Annotated in this window: 6 protein-coding genes and 1 pseudogene; 5 read left to right on the top strand and 2 right to left on the bottom strand. The window is 70.3% G+C overall.

Annotated elements, in window-relative coordinates; translation table 11 throughout:
- Positions 1-268 precede the first annotated feature (268 nt).
- The 3 genes and pseudogenes from ABZ725_RS25940 to ABZ725_RS25950 form a co-directional block, all read left to right on the top strand.
- Positions 269-910: a superoxide dismutase gene (locus ABZ725_RS25940; RefSeq protein WP_351906272.1), complete on the top strand. Its 642-nt coding sequence runs from the start codon at positions 269-271 to the stop codon at positions 908-910.
- 214 nt (positions 911-1,124) lie between these two features.
- Positions 1,125-1,250 carry a hypothetical protein gene (locus ABZ725_RS25945; RefSeq protein ID WP_358804981.1) on the top strand — a complete coding sequence of 42 codons (126 nt, stop codon included), beginning with the start codon at positions 1,125-1,127 and terminating at the stop codon, positions 1,248-1,250.
- Between the two features lie 103 nt (positions 1,251-1,353).
- Positions 1,354-1,464 (top strand): annotated as a pseudogene (locus tag ABZ725_RS25950) (DNA-binding response regulator); the annotation flags it as partial.
- A 21-nt stretch (positions 1,465-1,485) separates the two neighbouring features.
- Here the strand turns inward: ABZ725_RS25950 and ABZ725_RS25955 are convergent.
- On the bottom strand, positions 1,486-2,262 hold the full coding sequence (locus tag ABZ725_RS25955) for an SAM-dependent methyltransferase (protein WP_358804982.1): 777 nt from the start codon (positions 2,260-2,262) through the stop codon (positions 1,486-1,488).
- Positions 2,263-2,319: 57 nt separating this feature from the next.
- Complete coding sequence (locus tag ABZ725_RS25960) at positions 2,320-2,964, bottom strand: DsbA family protein (protein WP_358804983.1); 645 nt, start codon at positions 2,962-2,964, stop codon at positions 2,320-2,322.
- A 152-nt stretch (positions 2,965-3,116) separates the two neighbouring features.
- Here ABZ725_RS25960 and pepN point away from each other — a divergent pair, with 152 nt between their 5' ends.
- The gene (pepN, locus tag ABZ725_RS25965; protein ID WP_358804984.1) at positions 3,117-5,693 is read left to right on the top strand and encodes an aminopeptidase N; all 2,577 of its coding nucleotides are present in this window, start codon (positions 3,117-3,119) and stop codon (positions 5,691-5,693) included.
- A gap of 261 nt (positions 5,694-5,954) precedes the next feature.
- Positions 5,955-7,013: a hypothetical protein gene (locus ABZ725_RS25970; RefSeq protein WP_358804985.1), complete on the top strand. Its 1,059-nt coding sequence runs from the start codon at positions 5,955-5,957 to the stop codon at positions 7,011-7,013.
- The last annotated feature ends 207 nt before the right edge of the window (positions 7,014-7,220 follow it).

The following is a 7,220-nucleotide window of genomic DNA, read 5'->3' on the forward strand; positions in this document are numbered from 1 at the left end:
CATCAGCGGCAGAGCGTTTTGAACCACACCCGGCACCCCTGGGTGGGTGAACCATACGAAGGGCTCACCGCCTCCCGCAGAACAACGTAGGGAGCGTTTTGCCCTCCCCCGCCCCTCATCGGCCCTCGTGTGGCGACACGAGGGCCTTCTCGTTGCCCGAGCCTGTGGCCCGAACCCGTTTGCCCGAGCCTGTTGCCCGGAACCCCCTTCTTGTTGCTAGCCTGCACTTGCAAGTTGCTTGCAATAAGAGGTTTGAGGGGACCCCGCCATGCCCGTCTACACGCTGCCCGAACTGCCCTACGACTACTCCGCGCTCGCCCCCGTGATCAGCCCGGAGATCATCGAGCTGCACCACGACAAGCACCACGCGGCCTATGTGAAGGGCGCGAACGACACGCTGGAGCAACTCGCGCAGGCGCGGGACAAGGAGTCGTGGGGCTCGATCAACGGCCTGGAGAAAAACCTGGCGTTCCATCTCTCCGGGCACATCCTGCACTCGATCTACTGGCAGAACATGACCGGCGACGGCGGCGGCGAGCCCCTCGCGGCGGACGGCGTCGGCGACCTGGCGGACGCGATCACCGAGTCCTTCGGCTCGTTCGCCGGTTTCAAGACGCAGCTGACCAAGGCCGCCGCGACCACCCAGGGCTCCGGCTGGGGCGTTCTCGCCTACGAGCCGCTCAGCGGCCATCTGATCGTCGAGCAGGTCTACGACCACCAGGGCAACGTCGGCCAGGGCTCCGTGCCGATCCTCGTCTTCGACGCGTGGGAGCACGCCTTCTACCTCCAGTACAAGAACCAGAAGGTCGACTTCATCGACGCGATGTGGGCCGTCGTCAACTGGCAGGATGTGGCGAGGCGTTACGAGAGCGCGAAGTCCCGCGCGGACGTGCTGCTGCTCGCGCCCTGACGGCCCGTGTGAAGCGTCCTGCCTCGTGATCGTCTTCTCACCCTTCACGAAGGCAGGCGGAATGAAGGAAGCCCCCGCGAGGACGTGACTCGCGGGGATTCTCCCCTCTCCGGGCGGGGGTTCTCCCCCTCCCCCGGGTCCACCGATCGGTGGACGGGAAGTTCAACCGGGTGCCTCTGTCTGCCGACTGCCCTGTTCAACAAGGCTTTTGGGCATGAAATCAATCGACTCACCCACGGTGCGCATCGCGCGTTCCAGCGCCCGGCACCCCTGGCGGGCGATCGTCGGCTGGCTGGTGTTCGTGGCGCTGTGGAGCGCAGGTCCGCCGAGCAGGTGCTGATCTCCGCCGCGCCGCCGGGCGCCGCCCTGGACGTCTCCGCCGCGCCGGTCCGCTCCGCCGACGGCCGGATCCTCATGGTCGAGGTGGCCCTGAAGGGCGAGGAGAGGCGACCGTCAAGACGCATCTGCTGCGGCTGTTCGCCAAGCTGGACGTGGACGACCGGACCCGGGCGGTGGTGGTGGCCATGGAGCGGGGGCTGCTGCCCCCGCCGTAGCCCGGGGTCGGGCGGCCGGGATCAGGGCTTGCGGCCCAGGCCGCCGTGCTGGCCGATCGGTTGCGGGTCCGTGCCCGGCGTCGGACGCCACAGCGGCACGGACACCACGCCCGGCTCGACCACCTCCAGCCCCTCGAAGTAGCCCTCGATCTGCTCGACCGGACGCAGGAAGTACGGGACCGCGCCGGTCTCGTTGTAGGCGTCCTGGGCGGCCTCGTAGGCGGGGTCGGTGCCTCGGGAGCCGTCGTTGACGCAGAGGTAGCTGCCCGAGGGCAGGCCGGCGAGAAGGGCGCGCACGAGGTCGCGGGCGCGCTCGTAGCCGTCGACATGGCCGAGGATGCCGCTGAGGATCAGGGCGGTGGGGCGGGAGAGGTCGAGGGTCCGGCCGGCGGCCGCCAGGATGCCCTCGGGCTCGTACAGGTTCAGGTCCTCGTACGCCGTCACGCCCTCGGGGGCGGAGGTGAGCAGGGCGCGGGCGTGGGCGAGGACGAGCGGGTCGTTGTCGACGTAGACGATCCGCGACTCGGGGGCGAGGCGCTGGGCCACCTCATGGGTGTTGTCCACGGTGGGCAGCCCGGTGCCGACGTCGAGGAACTGGCGGACGCCCGCCTCCTCGACCAGGTGGCCGATGCTGCGGCCGAGGAAGGCGCGGCTGCTGCGCGCGATGGTCACGATGCCGGGGAAGACCGCGGTGTAGGCGTCGCCGGCCGCCTCGTCCACCGGGTAGTTGTCCTTGCCGCCCAGCCAGTAGTTCCAGATACGGGCCGAATGGGGTACCGAGGTGTCGATCTCCGTCATGGAAGACATCGTGCCCCCGCGAGGACTGCTCGCGGGGGCCTTGTCGCACAGATTTCGTTACAGGTTGCTGAAGTCCGGGCCCTGGGTACGGGTGCGCTTGATCTCGTAGAAGCCGGGGACCGACGCGACGGCGACGGTGCCGTCCCAGAGGCGGGCGGCCTCCTCGCCCTTGGGGGCGGGGGTGACGACCGGGCCGAAGAAGGCGATCTGCTCGCCGTCGGGGCCGGGGACGGCGATGACCGGGGTGCCGACGTCCTGGCCGACCTTCTCGATGCCCTCCTTGTGGGAGGCGCGCAGCTGGGCGTCGAACTCGAAGTCCGACTGCTCGGCGTACTCGATCAGGGAAGCGGGCAGGCCGACGTCCTTGAGGGCGCCCGCGATGGCCTCCAGGGTCGCGCCCTCGCCGTTGTTGTGGATACGGGTGCCGAGCGCGGTGTACAGCGGGCCGAGGACCTCGGCGCCGTGCAGCTGCCAGGCGGCGGTGACCACGCGCACCGGCTGCCAGGCCTTGACCGCGAGCATCTCGCGGTACTCCTCGGGCAGCTCGTCGAGCTTGTTCTCGTTGAGGACGGCGAGGCTCATGATGTGCCAGCTGACCTCGATGTCCCGGACCTTCTCGACTTCCAGGACCCAGCGGGAGGTCATCCAGGCCCAGGGGCACAGCGGGTCGAACCAGAAGTCGACGGGCGTCTTCTCCGACATGTCTCTCCTCAGAAGGTCCTCAGCAACTCAATTCCTCCCGTCAACACCGTCGCCCGTGCCGCACATTCCCTGCTGCCCGGCGTCAGGGGCGCATGGCAGGATCGCTGCTGACCACGAGATCCATCCCATGACGTGCCGAGGGAGTACCGCCCGTGCCCGGTGAGAACCTGTCCCGCGACGAGGCCCGGGAGCGGGCCGCCCTGTTGTCCGTCGACGGGTACGACGTGTCCCTCGACATCCGGTCGGCGGTGGGCGAGGAGGCGGGAGAACGCACCTTCCGGTCGGTCACCACGCTGCGCTTCCGCTGCAACGAGCCCGGCGCGTCGAGCTTCGCGGACCTGATCGCGCCGAGTGTGACGGCCGTCTCCCTCAACGGCCGCGATCTCGACCCCGGCGAGGTCTTCGACGGCGCCCGGATCCTCCTCGACGACCTGGCCGCGGAGAACGAGCTGGTCGTCGACGCGCGTTGCGCCTACTCCCGCACCGGCGAGGGCCTGCACCGCTTCGTCGACCCCGAGGACGGCGAGGTGTACCTGTACACGCAGTACGAGCCGGCCGACGCCCGCCGGGTCTTCGCCAATTTCGAGCAGCCCGACCTCAAGGCCCCGTTCCGCTTCGAGGTGCGCGCGCCCGAGGGGTGGACGGTGTGGAGCAACGGCGCCGGCGAGCGGGCGGACGGGGTGTGGCGGTTCGCGGAGACGAAGCCGATCTCGACGTACATCACCTGTGTCGTGGCCGGTCCGTACCACTACGTGACGGACACCTACAGCCGTGACCTGGGCGACGGCACGACGCTGGAGATCCCCCTCGGCGCGATGTGCCGCAAGGGCCTCGCGCCCCACTTCGATCCCGACGACGTCTTCCTGATCACCAAGCAGGGCCTGGACTTCTTCCACGACCGCTTCGACTACCCGTACCCCTTCGGGAAGTACGACCAGGCGTTCGTCCCCGAGTACAACCTCGGCGCGATGGAGAACCCGGGCCTGGTGACCTTCCGCGAGGAGTACGTCTTCCGGGGGAAGGTGACCCGGGCCTCGTACGAGGCGCGGGCGAACGTCATCCTGCACGAGATGGCGCACATGTGGTTCGGCGACCTGGTCACCATGCAGTGGTGGGACGACCTGTGGCTGAAGGAGTCCTTCGCGGACTTCATGGGCGCGTTCGCGCTGGTCGGCGCGACCCGCTTCACCGACGGCTGGATCACCTTCGCCAACCGCCGCAAGGCCTGGGCGTACCGGGCCGACCAGCTGCCCTCCACACACCCGGTCACGGCCGACATCCGCGACCTGCAGGACGCCAAGCTCAACTTCGACGGCATCACCTACGCCAAGGGCGCGTCCGTCCTGAAGCAGCTGGTGGCGTACGTCGGGCAGGACGCGTTCCTGGAGGGCGCCCGCCGCTACTTCAAGCGGCACGCGTACGGGAACACCCGCCTCGGCGATCTGCTCTCGGTGCTCGCCGAGACCAGCGGCCGGGACATGGCCGTCTGGGCGCGGTCCTGGCTGCAGACGGCCGGCGTGAACTCGCTGACCCCGCAGGTGCTGCTGGACCCGGCGGGCCGGGTGAGCGAGCTGGCCGTGCTCCAGGAGGCCGCCGAATCGCACCCCGAGCTGCGCCCGCACCGGGTGGCGATCGGCCTCTACCGGCTTCAGGACGGCCGTCTCGTGCGGTACGCGCGTGCCGAGACGGACGTCGACGGCCCCCGTACGGTCGTCGCGGAGCTGGCCGGCGCCGAGGCGCCCGAGCTGGTGCTGGTCAACGACGACGACCTCACGTACTGCAAGATCCGGTTCGACGACACCTCGCTGGCCACACTGCGCGAGCACCTGGGTCACATGACCGATCCGCTGGCCCGCGCCCTGTGCTGGTCGGCGCTGTGGAACATGACCCGGGACGCGCTGCTGCCCGCGCCCGACTTCATCGACCTGGTGATGACCTTCGGGCGCCGCGAGTCGGACATCGGCGTCCTGCAGATGCTGCACGCGTGGGCGAACTCGGCGCTGGTCCACTACGCGCCGCCGTGGTGGCGGCAGACCGGCGAGAAGATGCTGGCGCACATCGCCCTGCGGGATCTGCGGGGGGCCGCGCCGGGCAGCGAGCACCAGCTGGCCTGGGCGCGGTTCTTCGCGTCGGTCGCGTCCTCCGGGTCCGACTTCGAGCTGCTCCAGGGGCTGCTGGACGGCACGGCGAAGATCGACGGACTGGAGGTCGACCAGGAGCTGCGCTGGACGTTCCTGGAGCCGCTGGTGGCGCACGGCGTCGCGGACGAGTCGGCGCCGGCGGCCGAGCTGGCCCGCGACGACACCGCGTCCGGCAAGCGCCACCACGTGCGCTGCCTCGCCGCGCGTCCGTCGGCGGCGGTCAAGGCGCAGGCGTGGGCACAGCTGGTGGAGTCGGACACGCTGTCCAACGCGCTGGTGGAGGCGACGATCGCGGGCTTCGACCAGCCCTCGCAGCGGGAGCTGCTCGCGCCGTACGCGGAGAAGTACTTCGCGTCGATCGAGCGCATCTGGTCGGAACGCTCCATCCAGATCGCGATGCACGTCGTCCGGGGCCTGTTCCCGTCGCTGCAGGACTCGCCGCAGACGCTGGCGGCGGCAGACGCGTGGCTGACGGCGCGCGGGTCGGCGGCCCCGGCGCTGCGCCGGCTGGTGCTGGAGGCGCAGGACGACCTGGCGCGGGCGCTGCGGGCGCAGACGGCGGGCGCGCAGACCTCAGCCGAGCAGTAGCAGGTCGAGCGGTAGAAGGTCGAGCGGTAGAAGGTCGAGCAGTAAAAGCACGGCCGATCTTTGGCCATGAATTCCGCCCACGGTCACCGTTACGGAATTCAGTCAATCAGAACCGTAACCCCTGGCTCCCCCGTTCGGGACCAGGGGTTTCGGCGTCTACTCGGCATCCGAACACCCGTCCTTTAGGGCGAACTTGTCCGGATTTGTCGACGGGCGTGTAACAGCGGTTATGGGGCCCTCCGAGCGCGGAATCCCCGTTGCATGAACCACAACACCCCGCTCCCCCAGGTCCCCTCGGCGTCCCCCCGCCCGGTCCGTCATCTGTCGGACGTGCAGCGCCGTGTCACCACGGCGGCCCAGCTCCGCTCGCAGGGCGTCGCGCCGGCCGAGGCGAACGAGCAGTGCCGGTCCGGCGGGCCCTGGCAGCAGCTCCTCCCCGGTGTGTACCTGCTCCACCCGGGCCCGCCGACCAGCGAGGAGCGGCTGCACGCGGTGCTGATGTACGCGGCCCGCGAGGGGGCGGCGCCCGGGGTGCCGGTCCAGCCGGGCTCCGGGGAGCCGCACCGGCCGGTGTACAAGGAGGCGATGATCACGGGTCTGGCGGCGCTGAACCTGCACGGTCTGTCCTGCGCTCCGCCGCTGCTGTCCCTGGAGCACATCGACGTCCTGGTCCCGCGGCTGCGCCGGCTGCGCTCGACGGGCTGCGCGCACGTCGTCCGCACGACCTCGCTGCCGACTCCCGAGCGGGCGACGGGGGTTCCGGTGGCGCCGGTGCCGCGCGCGCTGGCCGACGCGGTGGCGCAGCTGACGGACGCGGGGATGGTGCGGCGGCTGCTGTCGGAGGCGGTGCGCGGGGGTCACTGCGAACCGGCGGCCGTGGTCCGGGAGTTGAACGACGCGAAGCTGCTGAGCCGGCCGCATGTGGTGGACGCCGTGGACTCGCTGCTCGCGGAGGGGCGCGCGCTCGCGGAGGACCGGCTGTACACGATGGTCGTCGAGCACGGCCTGCCCGACCCGGTGTGGAACGTGGACCTCCGGCTGCCGGGCGGGCCCCACCTGGGCGGTCTGGACGCGTACTGGCCGGAGCAGGCGGTGGCGGTGGAGCTGGACACCCGGGCCCCGCGCCAGGACGAGGACGCGCTGTGGTCCGAGTACGCCCGTAAGCGGGAGCACTTCGAGCGCCTGGGCATCACGGTCGTGCACATCACGCCGAAGAAGCTGCGGGACTCGATCGAACAGCAGGCCGCGGTGGTCCGCACGGCGCTGATGGCCGCGGGCGACCGGGACCCGGCCGCGTATGTCGTGGTGCTGCCCCGGTAGGAGGGGGATCGGGGAGGCACCAGGAGGGGAGAGGAGGGCCACCGGGCGCCGGTGGCCCTCCTCGGCACTTGGGCTCTTGGACTCTTGGACTCTTGGGCTCTTGGGCTCTTAGGCTCTTGGGCTCTTGGGCTCTTGGGCTCTTGGGCTCTTGGGCTCTTGGGCTCTTGGGCTCTTGGGCTCTTGGGCTCTTGGGCTCTTGGGCTCTTG

The sequence above is a fragment of the Streptomyces sp. NPDC006872 genome (assembly GCF_040635845.1).
GTDB lineage: Bacteria > Actinomycetota > Actinomycetes > Streptomycetales > Streptomycetaceae > Streptomyces.

Coding starts and splice junctions, on each gene's coding strand:
- ABZ725_RS25940 (WP_351906272.1), top strand. CDS start 269: ATGCCCGTCTACACGCTGCCCGAACTGCCCTACGACTACTCCGCGCTC.
- ABZ725_RS25945 (WP_358804981.1), top strand. CDS start 1,125: ATGAAATCAATCGACTCACCCACGGTGCGCATCGCGCGTTCCAGCGCC.
- ABZ725_RS25955 (WP_358804982.1), bottom strand. CDS start 2,262: ATGACGGAGATCGACACCTCGGTACCCCATTCGGCCCGTATCTGGAAC.
- ABZ725_RS25960 (WP_358804983.1), bottom strand. CDS start 2,964: ATGTCGGAGAAGACGCCCGTCGACTTCTGGTTCGACCCGCTGTGCCCC.
- ABZ725_RS25970 (WP_358804985.1), top strand. CDS start 5,955: ATGAACCACAACACCCCGCTCCCCCAGGTCCCCTCGGCGTCCCCCCGC.